Here is a 14,251-nt window from a genome sequence, read left to right as displayed (position 1 = left end):
CCGGCCGAGCCCGCGCGCGACGGCCGGCCCGGCTCAGTCCACCGTTTGGTCCCCGTCGGGCAGATCCTCGACCGTGACCTTTCCCTGCGGCTCCCCGAGCCCGTCCGCCACCGCCCTGGCCAGGCCCTCCGGGTCGGGCTCGGTGGGTACGGGCACCCGCTCGCCCTCCGCGTAACTCTCGATCGCCCTGGTGAAGTAGCTCGGATCCCAGGCTCCGACGGCGCCCCTGACCTCCACCGTGCGTACTCCCCGCGTCCCGATGCGCTGCTTGACGGCAGCCAGGATCCGATCCGACCGGTACTCCCCCGGCACCTGGAACAAGCTGGCGTGCGCGCCGACCTTCCCACCGTCCTGGAGCCGGACGGTCACCGTCAGACAACTGGTCACACTCGGGTAGCGAATCGTCCCCCCGGGGCCGACCTCGCCGACCTGGCCCTCGGTGATCGTGAGGGGCGCGGGCGCGGGTGTGACGTGCTCCGGCGTACGTGTCGGAGGTGCCGCCGGTCCCGGGAGCACCGCGCTCGCGACCGCCGGCCGGGCCTGGGCCACGACCGCGCCGCCGGTACCCAGGGAGAGCACCAGCAACCCGGTGACGGGTAACCCTGCCCTGCCGTTCGCTCGCAGCTGCCAGTCCCGGCTGCCCGTCCCAGATGATGCGCTTCGCCGCCGGTGACCGTGCAATGGAGATGGAGAGGGGGAAGGCTGCGGAGTCGGCAGGAGGCGTATGCGGGTGGACAGACGTTGGGCCGCACGTCTGGCGCTGGCGGCGGGGACGGCCGCGCTGCTGGTCCTGCTGGTGTTTGCCGGGATCCGGAGCATCGCGCTGGTGGGCGTGGGGGTGGCCGGGCTGGCTGCCACGGCGGCCGGGCTGTGGTGGGTGCTCGCGCACACCGGGGCGATCAGGGTGCTCGCGCTCATGCTGGCGACCGCCACACCGGTCGTCGTCCTGGTGCTCTACGCGCTCGCCGGGCTGCTGTGGGTGGTGCTGGTCTCGCTCGCCCTGTGGGCGCTCGCCGTCTTCACGGGCAGAACAGCACTGGCACCAAGCATCGAGTCGGCGCGCACACCGGAACGCCCGGTCGCCCCTCCGAGCCGCCCGTTCCTCATCATGAACCCGCGCTCGGGCGGCGGTAAGGTCGGCAGATTTCACCTGGTGGAGCAGGCCAGGGCGCTCGGCGCCGAGGTCATCGAGCTGGATCCCGCGCAGCCGCAGGACGTGGCCGAGCTGGCGCGGCGGGCCGTCGACGGGGGCGCCGATCTGCTCGGGGTCGCGGGCGGCGACGGGACGCAGGCGCTGGTCGCGGGCGTGGCGGCGGCGCGCGACGTGCCGTTCGTCGTCATCTCCGCCGGCACCCGCAATCATTTCGCCATGGACCTCGGCCTCGACCGTGAGGACCCCTCGGCCTGCCTCCAGGCGCTCACCGACGGTGTCGAGCTGCGCGTGGACCTGGGCTTCATAGACGTCGGGCAGCCCACGGCAGAAGGCCAGGGGCGCGTCTTCGTCAACAACGCCTCTTTCGGCGCGTACGCGAGCGTGGTGCAGAGCCCGGCCTATCGCGACGACAAGGCGCGGACCATCCTCCAGATGCTGCCGGACCTGCTGACCCACCACAGCGGCCCGCGCCTGAAGGTGCGGACAGACACCGTGACCGTCGATGGCCCGCAAGCCGTCCTGGTGAGCAACAACCCCTACCGGATGGGCGATCCCGCGGGGCTGGGGCGGCGGGATCGGCTGGACTCCGGCGTCCTCGGGGTGCTCGGTGTCACGGTCGACAACGCTGTCCAGGCGGCCGCGATGCTGCGCGGCCGGCGTGGGCCCGGGCTGGCCTCGACCGCCGCCCGCGAGGTGGTCATCGATGCCGATGCGCCCACCGTCCCGGCCGGTGTCGACGGCGAGGCCCTCACCGTGCCCACCCCCGTACGCTGCTGGATCGGCCCCGGCGCTCTGCGCGTACGGCTGCCCCGCCACCGCCCCGGTACGCCGCGCGGCAAGCCGCCGATGGATTGGCGCAGGGTACGCAGGCTGGCCCTGACGGTGGGACGGACCGCGGCGGGGCGGGAATCCGGCTGATCAGCACCGACCGGTCCGCAGTCCAGCGAAGGCGCGACATCGTGCCGGATCCCGCCCATCGGTGACCGGATAACAACCCTCCGTGGCACCGCGGTCCACTTTTTGAGTTTCCCCGCTGTAACGGAACCCCGGCGTCCACCAGCCCCTCTCTCTGGGCGCCCACTGGGGCACTTCAGGGCGAATAAATGCGATGAGGACCGTTATGCGTGAGTACAGTCGGCGGGGGATGCTCGGACTCGGGGCGGGGGCAGCAGCGGCTCTGTCCGTAGCGGGCTGCTCCCCCTCCGGTTCGTCGGAATCCGGGAAGGTGGCGGCCAAGCCCGGGCAGCAGAAGCCCCGGTCGAAGCCGATCGGCGACGGCTCGACCGCGTACACCGGCAAGCAGCCCCACCAGCCGCCCACGCCGGAGCGGCTGGCGCCCGGCCAGAAGCCGCCCCAGTTCGTGGTCTTCTCCTGGGACGGGGCGGGCGAGGTGGGCAACGGCCTCTTCCCCCGGTTCCGCAAGCTCGCCCGCGACCACAACGCCTCGATGACGTTCTTCCTCTCGGGGCTGTATCTGCTGCCCGAGTCGAAGAAGCGCCTGTACCGCCCGCCGAACAACCCCGTCGGCGCCTCCGACATCCCCTATCTCACCGATGACCACATCAAGTTGACGCTGAAGAACCTGCGGGCGGCGTGGCTGGAGGGCCACGAGATAGGCACCCACTTCAACGGCCACTTCTGCGGCACCGGCAGCGGCTCGGTCGCCCACTGGACCCCCGCCCAGTGGGACTCCGAGATACAGCAGGCCATGGACTTCGTCACCAAGTGGCGTACGAACACCGGCTTCACCGATATCGACCCGCTGCCGTTCGACTACAGCAAGGAACTCGTCGGCGCCCGCACGCCGTGTCTGCTCGGCCAGGAGAACCTGCTGCCGACGGCGAAGAAGCGTGGCTGGCGATACGACGCCAGCTCGCCCGGCGGCCTCCAGATCTGGCCCACCAAGAAGCAGGGCATCTGGGACTTCCCGCTCCAGTCGATACCGTTCGGCAGCCTCCCCTCCGGGGTCCTCTCGATGGACTACAACATCCTGTACAACCAGTCCCAGAACTCCACCAAGGGACCGCCGGCCAAGTACCCGGGCTGGCGCAAGCAGGCCGCCGGGGCCTACGTCGCCGGCTTCCAGCGGGCGTACGAGACGAACCGGGCCCCCCTCTTCGTCGGCAACCACTTCGAGCAGTGGAACGGCGGCATCTACATGGACGCCGTCGAGGAGGCGATCAAGTACATCGTCGACGAGAAGCACAAGGACGTCCGGCTGGTCTCCTTCCGGCAGCTGTGCGACTGGCTCGACGCCCAGGACCCCAAGGTCCTCGCCAACCTGCGTCAACTCGGCGTCGGGCAGAAGTTCACCGGCCGCGGCTGACGAGCGCCGGAGGGGTGCGGATCCCCACCCCCCTTCCCTCCCCGGCGACGGTGGTGGGGATATGAGCGCGGCGGTAAATGGCCTGCCGCATATCCGAGTTGGTCCCGATACCCGAGTTGGCCCCGATGCTCGAGTTGGTCCCGATATCCGAGTTGATGTGGCGTCAGCCGTCCGGAAACGCTCCCCGACGCACCCTGCTCTGCTCTTCCCCGCTCTCCCCCACTCTGTCCCGCGAGCCGGAGCAGCGGCGATTCCCGCATTCCACACCAGCCGATAGTTCAGCACCCAGATAGGACAGTGAGCAGATATGAGATGGGCCTCCACCCTCACCGCCGCCGCTCTTGGAGCCGGCGCGGTCGCCGGACCCGTCGCCGCGGCTACGCCTTCCGTCGCAGCACCGCAGCGGGCCAAGGCAGTTACCTCGACGGTGCACTGCACGTCCAGCAATCACAAGCTGGCCAAGAAGCTGGCGGCGGATATCGCCGAGGCGCTGGCGAGCCGGGAGAGCATGGCGTCACTCTCCTTCTACGACCGGCCCACCGGGACCAGTTGCACCTCCGACGCTGCCAAGCAGTACGACGGGGCCAGCGTGACGAAGACGGTCATTCTCGGAGCCTTGCTGTATCAGAAGGGGGGCACCCTCACCGAGGCGGAAGACGCTCTCGCACGCAAGATGATCATTGATTCGGACAACACCGCCGCGACCACGCTGTGGAAGCAACTCTCCGATCTGAAGGATCCCAAGAAGCCGGACCCGGTCAGGATCCAGGATTTCCTCGACAAGGCCGGGATGCGCAACACCGTCCTCGACAAGGAAGGCTCCTGGGGCCTCACCCAGGTCACCGCGGACGACCAGGCCAAGCTGCTACGCCTCTTCACGGGTAACGACGACTCGGTCCTCGGGAGCAAGAGCCGCTCCTATGCACTGGAGCTCATGAATCAGGTGCAGAGCGTTCAGCGCTGGGGAGCCACCGCCGGCGCTCCGCTCGACTCCGTCATCCATGTGAAGGACGGCTGGCTACAGCGCAGCCAGAACCCTGATGTCGATACCTTCGACAAGGGCGACTGGAAGGTCAACAGCATGGCCGCCCTCACGGAGAACGGATACGACTCCGGGCTGGTCGTCCTCACCGAGAACAACAGGGTCCCCGAAGGACACCCCGCAAACGAAGGGTGGGACTACGGGATCGAAACGATAGAGACCGTCTCACGCGCCATATACCGGGACGTCTATCCGGACGCTGAGGGCTACCACCCGAGCCGGCCGACTTCACCGGCCGCCCCGTCCGCAGCCGAGCCCGGGGAGGCTCGCTGAGCACTACCCCGGGCTCGGTCAGAGGACGATCAGGCCGGCCGGTGTTCGTGAGCCGGAGCAGAATTGATGTCCAGAATCTCGCGGAAAGCGGTCATGCACGGCGAGCAATAGCGTGCGGTGGGGTCGTCATCCTGGTCCGATGGCCTGTGGCCATGGGAAGCCAGCTTGCGGCCGCACAAGGTGGCTCGGGCGTCGTGCTTGGCCATGACGTGCCACACCTGTCCTGAGCTGCCGGTCGTCGAGGGGCCGGCGCGCATCTCGTACATGGGCCTCTCCCTGGTGCTGGTGGGGGACTGGACGGCAGGGAACTAGCCGCCGCCAGTGCCGTGGGTCCGGTTCCATCCGTTGCTCATGGAACACGAGGGCACTCCCCTGGGCCATCGCGGGAGGGCCGGTCGGGTGAACCGGCATCGTGCCGAGTTCGAGCGTCCGCGCCCGGGGGAAAGGATGCCGGCCGCGAGCGCGGGCTGTCGTCGCGGACCGAGCGGTCCGCTGCGGCATCGACATCCCCACGGGTTTCCTCATGGGTTTCCTCATGGGTTTCCCTCATGGGTATCCCCACGCGCCTCCGTACAGGTTTCCCCACGGGCCTGCGCACGGCGCCGGCGGTGCAGGGCTGTGTCGATGGCCGATACCGTCCGTGACCCCGGTGGACAGGACACCGCGACCCGCGCGTACGGGGCCGCGGTGCGGAGGTCCACCACGACCGTCGGCGACCGGCGCGGGCGGCGCAAGGCGAGGAAGTCCTGGCCCTCAGCGTGCCGCCACACGCCCACGCACAGTGCGCCCGGAACCGCCAGTGCGCGGGTGCGGACGTGGATGCCCCGCAGTGCTCGCCACCAGTCCGGCTGGATGCTCACCTGCTCCACGGCGACCAGCGGCACCCGTACGTCGCCGTGCCTGGCGATGAGCTTCTCCCACCACGCGAGCCCCACCACCAGCTCGTCACCGTCCACCATCAGCCGTGCCACGGCCACGCTCCTGCTCGGGTCGCTGGTCAGCTCCGTCCTGGCACTGACCTCTGCCCGCTGCCGGAAACCGGCTACCGCACCGCCCGGCAATCGGGTGACACGCGGCCTGCGCGTCCGCGACGGCGCACCTCAGGTGCCGCTGCGCATGGCCTTGCGGGCGGCCTTGAGCCAGCCGGCCTTCTGGGCAGCGAGCTGCTGGAATTCCGCCGCATGGCTGCGCACCGCACCGTGCTGCAACCGGGTTTCCGCCTTGCTCCAGACCGACACGAGACGGGTCTCCCGCTTGCACCGCACATCCGTCTGTGCCACCGCGAGCTCGTGACGGGACGGCCGGGGGGATTTCGCCCAGCGGTTGTCACCGGCGGCGGCGAGCGGATCCGGATAGCGATATCCGTCCCGCTTCATACAAGCGCTCCACGAGCGGACGACGGATCTCACCGCGCGATCCTTCTGGGAGGCCGTGAACTCCGCGCGGATTCGGCGGTTGAACAGCGCCGTGCTGCCCTTGGGCACACCTCGGAGCAGACGGACATGGGCCTTCTTCCAGCACCCGCTGACGCCGTCCTTCCCGTACGCGGCGAGCTGCGCGGCGCGTGGCATCTTCTCCCGGGCGCGCCAGATCTCGTCCCGTCGGGCGGTTTCGGGCGGGGCCGGCGGCAGGTGGTAGCCGAACCGGCGGGCGACCTCCGGCTCGATGACCCCGTAACGGCGTCGCTGCGGCGGGTCCGGGTCGACGGCGCTCGGTCGGGGAAGCGCGGTCCATCCCATTCCCTTGGCGCGCATACAGCCGCGGATCAGGACGTCTTCGGCCGATTCGATGGTGTGGACATCGGGGCCGGAGAGCGCGTAGGCGTCGAACGGCAGGACCAGCCGGCGTACTTCCTCCGAAGCGGGTGGCACGGCCGGGGGCGGCGCACTGTGGCGCGGCGGGGAGGGAACTACCCCGGAAGAACACCCGGTGACCAGCGCCAACAGAGCCAGAGCGGCGGCGATACGACGGAATTGCATGGTGGCCTCACTACGCACTGCGGCGCGCGGTGGAACGCCCGCTGCCGGACGCCCCACCGCTCTGCTCTGCTCTGCTCTGCTCTGCTCTGCTCTGCTCTGCTCTGCTCTGCTCTGCTACCGGAACGTCACGCAGCTGGCCTTGTTGTCGAACCCGTTGTTGGACAGGTCGTTGTCGGAGCTGTGCGCGTTGGAGTAGTAGTGCGGCCCGACGCAGCTGCCCGGGTGGTCGCTCAGCACCACGAAGTGGGACGTGGTGTTGTTGACCGAGCTGGTGCCGTTGTCGATCTTGCGGCCCTTGTGCGGTCCGCTCAGCCAGCGGTTGTTCCGCAGGTCTCGGTCGGAACCCGTGACATAGGCGTAGCCGCCGCGCCGGTTGTCGTCCTTGAAGAAATAGAACTTGGCGGCAGCGAGGCCCACTTCGGCCGAGGCCGCGGAGCCACCTGCCGCTGCGTGCGGCACGGCCGGAGTGGCGGTGGTGGCGTCCGCGGTGGCCGCGCCGATCCCGATCAGTCCCACCGTGCTCAGCGCCGCCGCGCCCACCGTTCGCATGATGTTGCGCTTCATCTGCTCTTCTCCCCCTTGAATCAACGGTGTTACCGACGTGGGGGGCCTTCCCGGTCATGGAACGCCCCCTCCCCCGGGCGCTGCCCGGTGTCGGAGCCGGTTTGATTCAAGCACTTGTCGCACAGCAGGTACACCGGATTCGATCAGATTCGAAAGCGTGGGGAGGGGGACGCGCATCGGCAGGGGATGGGTGGAGGCCCCGGGCCTGCGGGTCTGTGCCCCTACCAGTGCGCAGGGCGGTTACGGGCCATGTGGAGATTCGACGGAACGCGGGTGAGCCGAGGCTGAGTTGGGGGCCCGGAAGGCATCGTCGCGGGTCAGTCACCCCATCGTTGTGTGTACCCCTCTCGCAGCGGACCGCCGAGCAGGGCGAGCAACTCCGCGGCCGCGGCTGCCAAGGGAGCGGGGTCGCCGTGTTCGGCCACTGCTTTGTGGCCGTCCAGCAGGGCCCTGCCTCGTACCGGATCGGCGCTGAGCAGCCTTCGGGGCAGCCATTTGCCGATGCCCGTCCAGGCGTGGTGGTGGGCGGTGAGCAGATGTGCGGCCTCGCGAAGGGTGAAGTCGGCGAGGGAAAGCTGTTCGTACCGTTCGGCCGGCTGAGAGTCGCTCAGGTCGTCCATGTAGCAGGTGAGGACGTAGCGGCCTCGCTCCCACTCGGTGGGAGTGAGGGGTGGCGGGCCGGCGGCGAGAACCTCACGGGCCTGGGCGCGTGCACGGGCCACATGGCCGTGCGGATCCATCAGGGTCAGGCCCTGGTCATAGATGAAGAGAACGGTGCCCCGGCGGCGCGCTCTGTCCCATTCGAAGAACCCGGGGAGGTCCGCAAGGGTGTGCAAGAACAGTTCGGCCGGGCGGCCGTCGTGGCGGATCACTTCGCGGCGGCTGGAGTCCGAGTCCGGAAGCAGGAGGGCCACGTCCAGGTCGCTGGTCGGAGTGGCGCGGCCTTGCGCGGCCGAGCCGCCGAGAATCGCGCCCAGGGCCTGCGGATAACGGCTCGCGATCAGGTGAAGAGCTTGGGCTGTCGAGGCTGCTTGCTCATCCATGGGTGCTCCACTCGGTCTCTTCAGTCCGCTCGGTCCCACTGCGTCCGCTCGGTCCCACTGGATCCGCTCCGTCCACTCCGGCCACTGGGTCCACTCCGTCCGCTCAGCGCAGAACCAGGCCGAGTTCCTTCTCCAGCACGGTGGCCTGTTCCGGTGTGGCGAAGACGTAGTAGCTGTCGTAGGGGGCCTCCCGGAGGTGCACGAAGTCGGCCAGGTAGAACCGGCGGGTGTCGTCGCCGGGGTCGGGATCGACGTGGCCGATGAACTCCGAGATCGCCAGATGGTCGAGGTAGTCGAACGAATGGTGCTCGGTGTCTTGGGTCAGCGGGACACCGTTGCGGGTGAACTCCAGGATCTTGCCGTACTCGCCGCCGTGCAGCCTGACGTCGGTGATGGTGACCGCGCCGTCGGTGAGTGCCGCAGCCTCCATCAGCAGGCTCGTATAGCTCCCCTCCAGGTCGTCGATATCGTCCGCGTGGGCCGAGATCGCCACACCGAACTCTTCGAGGGCGCCGGGCACTTCGTGGGGTGACAGCTCGCTGTGTGCGAAGCGCGAGAACTCCGTGAGCACGCTGTCGACCTTCTCCTGGGACGCCATGCCCAGCCGCGTCAGGAGCGCCCCCACATGTGCGTACGAGGACGCCCTGAACCAGAACAGCTCATCCCTAAGCCCGCGCCGCCGCTCGTTCGGCTCCCCGTGCCCCTCCCCCTCTGGGAGCAGCTCACGCAGACACTCCAGCGGAATCGCGGCGCCCCCGATCCGCTTTTCCGGCTGGTCCACGAACGGCACCGCGGTCCACACGTTCCCCCGCGAGCCCGGGGCCCCGGGCTCGGCGTCGGGATCGAACGGTATGTACTGCCACACCGCCCCCTTGTTGCGCCGGATCACCTCGCCCAGATACCAGCAGGCGCCCTGTACGAACGGCTCGTCCCGCGCCGCGTCGAACTCCGCCACCGTCGCGAACCGCTGCTTCACGACGGCTTCCAGCCAGTCCAGCGTGCCGGGGTGGAAATTCCACCGCCATTCTCCGTCGAAGGCGTCCTTGACCCAGTCCGAGAGTCCTTCGCTCCGCTCGGCCAGCCACGCCGACAGCACCGGATCCTCCGGCCGCGCCACCCTGGGGTCCACGAGCGGCGTGTGCTCCTTGACCGGCTGCCATCCCATTATCGCCTGCTGCCGCGCCGTCACGGCCTGCCGCAGTCGCGCCATCTCCTCGGCGAACGCGGTCCCCGTACGGACCCGGAGCGCGTACGAGAGCAGCAACATCGGGGCCACGGGCGAGAGTTGCAGCTCTGCGTCCGGACAGATGACGGGCTGCCCGGGGCGGCCGTCGACCGGCCGGGTGTTCCAGCCCCATGCGCCACCCGCGACGCCGAGCAGGACTTCACCGAGATAGGCCGTCGCACTCTCCACGAACTCGGCCCGCTGCTCGCTCTCCTGGCCGGAGTTGTCCTGCTCCAGCAGGTGAGCCTCCAGCGCGTCCAGTGACCGGAGACCGTAGTCGAAGGGGAAGTCCTCGGGGAGGAGCACTCGCTCCAGGAGCAGGAGCTGATACGGCAGTTCGTCGAGCCACTTCTGGAGGAGGTGTGGCGGGGAGTTCTCCGGCTGTGTCTCAGCGGTCATGCGGACACTGTAGGGGCGGGCACTGACACCGGATTGGCTGAAGGTCCGGGGTCCGGCCGTGCCTCACGGTGTGAGGTGGGAGCATCCGCTGGACCCGGCCGTATGTCGGCTCCACCTCCGCTGAAAGGCAGTTCGCGATGGGATACGTCACGCAGGAATCATGGGACGCCCATTACGGAGAAGGCCGTTCCTTCCGGCCGCTCGACGACACCGAAGTCGCCCTGCTCCGTGACCTGGTCCCCGCCCCCTCCGGCGGCGGCCACGCCCTGGACGTGGGTTGTGGCCTGGGCGAACTCGCCCGGCACCTCGCGGCCGCCGGCTACACCGTCGATGCCCTCGACCACGCCGCCGCGGCTCTCAGCACCGCCGAGCAGACGCCACCGGCATCCGGCAGGGTGCGGTTCGTACGGTGCGACATCGAGCGGGACTCCCTCGACGGTCTGCACTCCTCGTACGACCTGATCGCCTTCCGGCTGAGCTATGCCTTCATCGGCGACCGCACCCGTGTCCTGCGCCGGCTGCGCGCACGGCTGAGCCCTGGCGGCGCGGTCGTCGTCATCACGCCGGTCGCGGCGGCGGTGCCCGCCGACCGCCGCGATATCGCGCTCGACGAGGAGGAGATCGCCCTGCTGTCCGCCGGATGGCACACGGTCGAACGACATGACGCCGCAGGGCTGGCGTTCCTCGTGCTGCGCGACCCCGCCTCGGGCCCGGTGACCTACGGGGCCAAGGGGCGCCCGTCCCCGCACGCGTTGACCGGTGCGGGCGTCGTGGTGACCGATGAAGCGGGTCATGTGCTGCTGGGCAGGTCCCGGAGGGGGCTGTGGGAGCTGCCCGGCGGCAAGAACGACGGCGGCGAATCGTTCGTCGAAGCCGCCGTACGCGAGTTGGAAGAGGAGACCGGCCTGACGGCCAGGGCAGCCGATGCGCGGGTGTTGGCGATCCTGATGGACGCCGTACACGGCATGCCGCGGGTGACCGCCGCAGTACGTGTCAGCGACTTCTGCGGCGAACCGGCCGTACGGGAACCGGATCTCATCAGCCGCTGGGAGTGGCACGACCTCACCGACCTCCCCACTCTCGCCGCCGAGCTGTTCACGCCCAGCGCCCATGTCCTGGATGCCGTCTGGCCCGGACTGCTGCCCGGCCTGCCGCCCGTCCACCGGTACCCCCTGGCATAACGAACGCGGACCGATGGGCGGGGCGCGCGGCCCTGGTTCCGGCCGACACGGCGAGGCGTCGGGGGCGATACGTCGCGGGTGAGGCGTCGCTGGTGATACGTCGCGGGCGAGGCGTCGCCGGTGATACGTCGCGGGTGCTACGTCACGCCCGGGCGCGTGCCATGACCGTACGATCGGTGACCACGACGAGCAGTCCGAGCACGCTGACCGTGACCATGATCAGGGCGATCAGGTGCAGACGGTGGTCGTTGACCTGAGTGTGGAACACGACGGAGATCAGCGCGGACGAGGCGATCGAGCCGAGGAAGCCGAAGGTCCGGAACAGGCCCGCAGCGGTGCCGATCTCACCGGCTCCGACCTGGGTGTACAGGGTCGTCTGATTGGCGCTGATGGTGGTGCCCAGGGTGACCCCGAAGACCAGGGTGATGGCCACGATCCAGACGATCGGGGTGCTCGCAGTGAGTGCGAGCACCCCGGCCGAGGCGGCCAGACAGGACACCGCCGCGACGATGAGCGGCGTACGGACCAGGTTCCGTTGCGAGACCGGCCGGGCGATCAGGGCGGAGAGCGCACTCATGGGCAGCAGGAGCAGGCCGGCCTCCTGGGAGGACATGCTCCGGCCGGCCTGGAGCCACTGGGTGAGGCCGTAAAGGACGGTGTAGACGCACAGACCCGCCAAGGCGAAGCGCAGGTAGGTGCGGGTGAGCGCCGGATTCCTGACCAGCAGGCGCACGTCAAAGAACGGCCGGTGCGCCCGTAGCTCCCACCACACGAGCCCCCCGCCGATGACGACAGCCAGACCGAGGACGGACCAGTGGGCCTGCGGAAGTCCCGTCAAGAACACCAACAGCGCGGCGATGGCCCCGCCGAAGCCGACGATGCCCACCACGTCGAGGCGCGCCGCGAGCCGCCGAAGTGTCCTCGGCCGCGTGACCGGTGGGTCGGCGACCGCCGGATCGGCGACCGGCGGATCGGCGGGAATCCAGCAGAAGGCCATGGCAAGGGCCAGGAGCGCGAAGGGGAGATTGATGAGGAATGTGGTCCGCCATCCCCAGACGTCGACCAGCAAACCGCCGATCGGAAGGCCGAGGGCGGAGGTGGCCGCACCGGCGATCATCAGGCCGCCGAGGACGCCGCCGGGCGGTGCGTCCAGCCCGGCCGCCGCCGCCCGGCGGCGGATGAGCAGCATCGCGGAGGGATAGACGGCGGAGCTGCCCACCCCGATCAGCACCCGAGCCACGACCAGGGCGGTGAGGCCCTCCCCCAGTCCGCCCACGACCCCGCCCGCCAGGACGATCAGGACACCGGCCAGGAACACCCGGCGCGGCCCGAACTCCTCCGCCAGCTTCCCGCCCACCGGCTGGGCGATGGCGCAGGCCAGGTAGAGCGCCGACACCAGCACCGCGGTCCGCCCCACCGGGACATGGACGGCAGCCGCGATCGGCACCAGCGCGGTCGCGATGAGCGAGGTATTGATCGCGTTGATCGCCGAACCCGTGAACAGCGGCATCACGAACCGCCACGAGAACGCGGACGCGGCATGGGAGGCGGCGGGCGGCACCGGCGCCGCCGTCACAGGTGCTCGCCCAGCCGCTCGATCAGCGGCACCGCCGCCCTCAGGGTCTCCAGCTCGGCACCGCGCGCCCCGAGAGCCGCCGGGCCACCAGTGGCCGAACAGCAGCATGCTGGGGTCCTCCCACCGGCAGCGGGTGCCGTGTCCCCCTGCGTCGGGTGCGGCGGCAGATCACAGGCACCGTAGCGGTGATCGTGGAGCGGCCGGGGGTGGTGCTCCACGTGGCGCACCCACAGGGGCTTCGTCTTGTCCGTACGGGACATCTCGTTCCTTCCGGAACCGCCGCCCGTGCTCCCGGACGATCCACGCGAACGACATCTCTTTTCGGGCCTCGACGCGGCGCCGGCATAAGCGAGTTAAAGGTCTAGGGGCTGCCCCGCAGTGTTCGGCTCAGAGGTTGCACCCCGGCAAATCAGATGGCGCAGACTGCACGGCGACGTAATGTGTGATCCCAGATTGTACCCATTACCTGGCCGCTGCTACGGCCACAGCTTCGAGAGGGCTCGATGTCGATGGTTGCGGACATGGTGAGGACTTGGGTGGCGGGCTGGGCCGTGTCCCGGCGGACGCCCCCGCCTGTTGAGAAGCCCTGGGGGTTCTATGTCGAGGTGGCCGGCAACCCTGACGAAGTAGGACGCCATGTCCTGCCCGCGGCCGAGGAGTCGTTGGTCCGCAACGCCGCGGCCTCGGTATCCGTGCCGCGGACTTGGATAAAGATGCCCGCGGAGCCGGAGGAGATTGAGCCCTGGCTGTCCCAGGGGTGGGCCTGGGAGGAGTCCGGCCATCTGATGGCCGTTCACCTGATGGCCACGGACCCGGTGGCGCCTGAGGGGTACACCGCGACCGTGGAGACCATTGGGGCCGTCACCTACGCTCGTGTGCTGGATGCGGCGGGCGAGCAGGCGGCCCAGGGGCAGATGGCATCCCTCGGGGAAGCCGTGGTCGTGGACCGGGTGATCACTCAGGAGGCCCATCGGCGGCGCGGGCTGGGCAACTTCGTGATGCGTACGCTCACTGACCACGCCCTGGAGACGGGCGCGGTCCTCGGCGTTCTCGGCGCGACCGAGGCCGGGCGTGCGCTGTACGAGACGCTGGGCTGGAAGAAGCAGGCGACGCTGGCGGAGTGCGTCTACCGGCCCTGAAGCAGGCCACCTAGCGGCCAAGAGCCTTGCGGAGCTCCTCCTTGGTCATGTGGGAGCGGCCGTCGATGTGCTTCTTCTTGGCCTCCTCGTACAGCTGGTCCTTCGTCGGGCCCTGAGGTCCGCTGCGGGAGCGTTCGCCGCCGCGCCGGGACGCGGATTCGGTGTCGCGGGTGGAGACCTTGCCGGCGGACTGCGCCTCACCGGAACGGGCTCGTTCCTTGTTGACGGTGCGCGCGGCGATCTCCTTGGCGCGCTTCTCCCAGACCCCGTGTTCCAGCGCGTTCTCCTTGATGTGCTCGTACTGCCGCTCACGCTTCTCGTCCGAACCTGCCGGCATGATGCCGCTCCTCA

At 69.5% G+C, this 14,251-nt stretch carries 15 protein-coding genes; 5 read left to right on the top strand and 10 right to left on the bottom strand.

Annotation, left to right across the window (positions count from 1 at the left end):
* Positions 1–33 precede the first annotated feature (33 nt).
* Complete coding sequence (locus tag AC3EUV_RS04365) at positions 34–579, bottom strand: hypothetical protein (protein WP_432144429.1); 546 nt, start codon at positions 577–579, stop codon at positions 34–36.
* A gap of 145 nt (positions 580–724) precedes the next feature.
* On the opposite strand from AC3EUV_RS04365, the gene AC3EUV_RS04360 reads away from it, so the two are divergent.
* The 3 genes from AC3EUV_RS04360 to AC3EUV_RS04350 all read left to right on the top strand — a co-directional run bounded on the left by AC3EUV_RS04360 (position 725) and on the right by AC3EUV_RS04350 (position 4,794).
* Positions 725–2,071 (top strand): diacylglycerol/lipid kinase family protein, encoded by a 1,347-nt coding sequence (locus AC3EUV_RS04360; protein WP_432144430.1) that lies wholly within the window; start codon positions 725–727, stop codon positions 2,069–2,071.
* A gap of 202 nt (positions 2,072–2,273) precedes the next feature.
* Positions 2,274–3,479 (top strand): polysaccharide deacetylase family protein, encoded by a 1,206-nt coding sequence (locus AC3EUV_RS04355; protein WP_432144431.1) that lies wholly within the window; start codon positions 2,274–2,276, stop codon positions 3,477–3,479.
* Positions 3,480–3,786: 307 nt separating this feature from the next.
* Positions 3,787–4,794, top strand: a complete 1,008-nt coding sequence (locus AC3EUV_RS04350) for a serine hydrolase (protein WP_435602186.1) — start codon at positions 3,787–3,789, stop codon at positions 4,792–4,794.
* 29 nt (positions 4,795–4,823) lie between these two features.
* Here AC3EUV_RS04350 and AC3EUV_RS04345 read toward each other — a convergent pair whose 3' ends face one another.
* The 6 genes from AC3EUV_RS04345 to AC3EUV_RS04320 all read right to left on the bottom strand — a co-directional run bounded on the left by AC3EUV_RS04345 (position 4,824) and on the right by AC3EUV_RS04320 (position 10,004).
* Complete coding sequence (locus AC3EUV_RS04345) at positions 4,824–5,060, bottom strand: hypothetical protein (RefSeq protein WP_432144433.1); 237 nt, start codon at positions 5,058–5,060, stop codon at positions 4,824–4,826.
* 267 nt (positions 5,061–5,327) lie between these two features.
* Positions 5,328–5,765 (bottom strand): hypothetical protein, encoded by a 438-nt coding sequence (locus AC3EUV_RS04340; RefSeq protein ID WP_435602185.1) that lies wholly within the window; start codon positions 5,763–5,765, stop codon positions 5,328–5,330.
* A gap of 129 nt (positions 5,766–5,894) precedes the next feature.
* On the bottom strand, positions 5,895–6,665 hold the full coding sequence (locus AC3EUV_RS04335) for a hypothetical protein (RefSeq protein ID WP_435602184.1): 771 nt from the start codon (positions 6,663–6,665) through the stop codon (positions 5,895–5,897).
* Between the two features lie 222 nt (positions 6,666–6,887).
* A complete protein-coding gene (locus AC3EUV_RS04330; protein ID WP_432144436.1) occupies positions 6,888–7,337 on the bottom strand; it encodes a hypothetical protein in 450 nt (149 codons plus the stop codon).
* Positions 7,338–7,654: 317 nt separating this feature from the next.
* Positions 7,655–8,380 carry a nucleotidyltransferase domain-containing protein gene (locus tag AC3EUV_RS04325; RefSeq protein WP_435602182.1) on the bottom strand — a complete coding sequence of 242 codons (726 nt, stop codon included), beginning with the start codon at positions 8,378–8,380 and terminating at the stop codon, positions 7,655–7,657.
* Positions 8,381–8,483: 103 nt separating this feature from the next.
* Positions 8,484–10,004, bottom strand: a complete 1,521-nt coding sequence (locus AC3EUV_RS04320) for a hypothetical protein (RefSeq protein ID WP_435602181.1) — start codon at positions 10,002–10,004, stop codon at positions 8,484–8,486.
* Positions 10,005–10,141: 137 nt separating this feature from the next.
* Between AC3EUV_RS04320 and AC3EUV_RS04315 the strand changes: the two genes are divergently transcribed.
* Positions 10,142–11,185: a bifunctional class I SAM-dependent methyltransferase/NUDIX hydrolase gene (locus AC3EUV_RS04315; RefSeq protein WP_435602180.1), complete on the top strand. Its 1,044-nt coding sequence runs from the start codon at positions 10,142–10,144 to the stop codon at positions 11,183–11,185.
* Positions 11,186–11,327: 142 nt separating this feature from the next.
* Here AC3EUV_RS04315 and AC3EUV_RS04310 read toward each other — a convergent pair whose 3' ends face one another.
* Positions 11,328–12,761: an MFS transporter gene (locus AC3EUV_RS04310; protein ID WP_435602179.1), complete on the bottom strand. Its 1,434-nt coding sequence runs from the start codon at positions 12,759–12,761 to the stop codon at positions 11,328–11,330.
* Positions 12,758–13,021: a hypothetical protein gene (locus AC3EUV_RS04305; protein WP_432144441.1), complete on the bottom strand. Its 264-nt coding sequence runs from the start codon at positions 13,019–13,021 to the stop codon at positions 12,758–12,760. The genes AC3EUV_RS04310 and AC3EUV_RS04305 overlap by 4 nt, the downstream gene beginning before the upstream one ends.
* 261 nt (positions 13,022–13,282) lie before the next feature.
* Between AC3EUV_RS04305 and AC3EUV_RS04300 the strand changes: the two genes are divergently transcribed.
* Complete coding sequence (locus AC3EUV_RS04300; protein WP_435602178.1) at positions 13,283–13,900, top strand: GNAT family N-acetyltransferase; 618 nt, start codon at positions 13,283–13,285, stop codon at positions 13,898–13,900.
* Between the two features lie 10 nt (positions 13,901–13,910).
* On the opposite strand, the gene AC3EUV_RS04295 is transcribed toward AC3EUV_RS04300, so the two are convergent.
* A complete protein-coding gene (locus AC3EUV_RS04295) occupies positions 13,911–14,237 on the bottom strand; it encodes a plasmid stabilization protein (protein ID WP_432144443.1) in 327 nt (108 codons plus the stop codon).
* Positions 14,238–14,251 lie beyond the last annotated feature (14 nt).

It is taken from the genome of Streptomyces sp. bgisy130 (genome assembly GCF_057708345.1).
This window is presented reverse-complemented; position numbering and strand designations above follow the sequence as displayed.

Bases quoted from the DNA above. Each gene is read 5' to 3' on its own strand.
- AC3EUV_RS04360 (WP_432144430.1), top strand. From the start codon at position 725: ATGCGGGTGGACAGACGTTGGGCCGCACGTCTGGCGCTGGCGGCGGGG.
- AC3EUV_RS04355 (WP_432144431.1), top strand. From the start codon at position 2,274: ATGCGTGAGTACAGTCGGCGGGGGATGCTCGGACTCGGGGCGGGGGCA.
- AC3EUV_RS04350 (WP_435602186.1), top strand. From the start codon at position 3,787: ATGAGATGGGCCTCCACCCTCACCGCCGCCGCTCTTGGAGCCGGCGCG.
- AC3EUV_RS04345 (WP_432144433.1), bottom strand. From the start codon at position 5,060: ATGTACGAGATGCGCGCCGGCCCCTCGACGACCGGCAGCTCAGGACAG.
- AC3EUV_RS04330 (WP_432144436.1), bottom strand. From the start codon at position 7,337: ATGAAGCGCAACATCATGCGAACGGTGGGCGCGGCGGCGCTGAGCACG.
- AC3EUV_RS04325 (WP_435602182.1), bottom strand. From the start codon at position 8,380: ATGGATGAGCAAGCAGCCTCGACAGCCCAAGCTCTTCACCTGATCGCG.
- AC3EUV_RS04320 (WP_435602181.1), bottom strand. From the start codon at position 10,004: ATGACCGCTGAGACACAGCCGGAGAACTCCCCGCCACACCTCCTCCAG.
- AC3EUV_RS04315 (WP_435602180.1), top strand. From the start codon at position 10,142: ATGGGATACGTCACGCAGGAATCATGGGACGCCCATTACGGAGAAGGC.
- AC3EUV_RS04305 (WP_432144441.1), bottom strand. From the start codon at position 13,021: ATGTCCCGTACGGACAAGACGAAGCCCCTGTGGGTGCGCCACGTGGAG.
- AC3EUV_RS04300 (WP_435602178.1), top strand. From the start codon at position 13,283: ATGGTGAGGACTTGGGTGGCGGGCTGGGCCGTGTCCCGGCGGACGCCC.
- AC3EUV_RS04295 (WP_432144443.1), bottom strand. From the start codon at position 14,237: ATGCCGGCAGGTTCGGACGAGAAGCGTGAGCGGCAGTACGAGCACATC.